This is a genomic window from Catelliglobosispora koreensis DSM 44566, assembly GCF_000379685.1.
GTDB lineage: Bacteria > Actinomycetota > Actinomycetes > Mycobacteriales > Micromonosporaceae > Catelliglobosispora > Catelliglobosispora koreensis.
Genome location: NZ_KB903279.1, coordinates 1 through 1,214 on the forward strand (window position 1 = coordinate 1; position 1,214 = coordinate 1,214).

The 1,214-nt window shown below is 64.9% G+C and carries 2 protein-coding genes; one reads left to right on the forward strand and one right to left on the reverse strand.

Going from position 1 to position 1,214, the window contains the following annotated elements:
• Positions 1–204: 204 nt before the first annotated feature.
• Positions 205–924 (reverse strand): ATP-binding cassette domain-containing protein, encoded by a 720-nt coding sequence (locus A3E1_RS0125590; protein WP_020523640.1) that lies wholly within the window; start codon positions 922–924, stop codon positions 205–207.
• A gap of 179 nt (positions 925–1,103) precedes the next feature.
• Between A3E1_RS0125590 and A3E1_RS49215 the strand changes: the two genes are divergently transcribed.
• Positions 1,104–1,214 (forward strand): metal-sensing transcriptional repressor (locus tag A3E1_RS49215; protein WP_407637390.1); only part of this gene is annotated, 111 nt, incomplete at its 3' end.

Sequence of the window (1,214 nt, forward strand, 5' to 3'; positions counted from 1 at the left end):
TGGCGATTCCCGCGAGGAACGCGGCGGCCCAGCCTGCGGACGCGGTTTCGACTGCGGGGCCTTGCCCGCCAAGCAATTTGGAGGCTTGCGCGAGGCTGTCGGCGACCACGATGACAAACACGACCGGAACCACGGCCAGCAGCAGCAGGTTCACCTGGTTGCGCACGTATNCGGCCAGGAACCGGCGAGCGAAAACAAGGATGCTCATCGCCGCACCGCTTGAACTGGCGCTGCGTTTCGCGGGATGGTCTTGCCGTCGTGCAGGTCGATGATGCGGTCGAAGCGGTCCTCGTCCACCACGAAGTGACTGATGATCAGTACTGTGCGGCCCTGCTCGCGCCGTGCCGCCACCAGTTGCCAGAAGCGCTGGTAGGTATCGAAATCGAACCCCGCGTAGGGTTCGTCGAGCAGCAGGATTTGCGGGTCGGCCAGCAAGGCCAGGCCGAGGTTGAGCTTGGCGAGGGTACCGCCGGAAAGCTGATCTGCGCGGGTCGCGGCGAACCGTGCGAAGCCGAGCGAGTCATAGATCGCATGCCTAGACACTTCGGCAGTGTGCGCGGGCATACCGTACGCATAGGCGAACAAGCCGAAATGCTCGTCACAGGTCAGCCGCGGATACACCAGCGGAGTCTGCGGGCAGTAGCCCAGTTTCCCGGACCGGGTGACGCTGCCAGCATCGGCGGAAAGCGCTCCGACCAGAATCTTCATCAGCGTCGACTTGCCCGACCCGTTTTCGCCTACAAGGCCAACGACCTCACCGGCACCCAGTTCGACGTCGGCACCGCGCAGCACGTGAACGCTGCGCCGGACCGGCCAAATGCCGCGCTGGTATGACTTGACGACTCCTATTGCGGACAGCACCGGCTCGCCTGGCGCCTGGCCGGCTGGCTCTGCCGCGGCGGGTGCCTGGGTGATGATGCTCATGGCGCGCCTCTCCCTAAGAAAGTGCTGACACAGCAAGCGTCTGCCCGCCTACCCCTGCCAGGTAGGGCTTGACGGCCCGGCGGCGGCAGGACCTTGGTCCCTACCCGGCAGGGGTATTTGATCGCCACACTGGCTGCAGAAACCGCGATCTGCGAGGAGACATGCCCATGAGTGAGTCGATGCCAGAACGGGTTCACGGATACGCCGGGCGGCGTGCCGATCACCTGCACCGTCTGCACAAAGTGGAGGGCCAGATCCGCGGTATCGCCGGAATGGTCGAACAGGACCGG

Bases quoted from the DNA above. Each gene is read 5' to 3' on its own strand.
- A3E1_RS0125590 (WP_020523640.1), bottom strand. From the start codon at position 924: ATGAGCATCATCACCCAGGCACCCGCCGCGGCAGAGCCAGCCGGCCAG.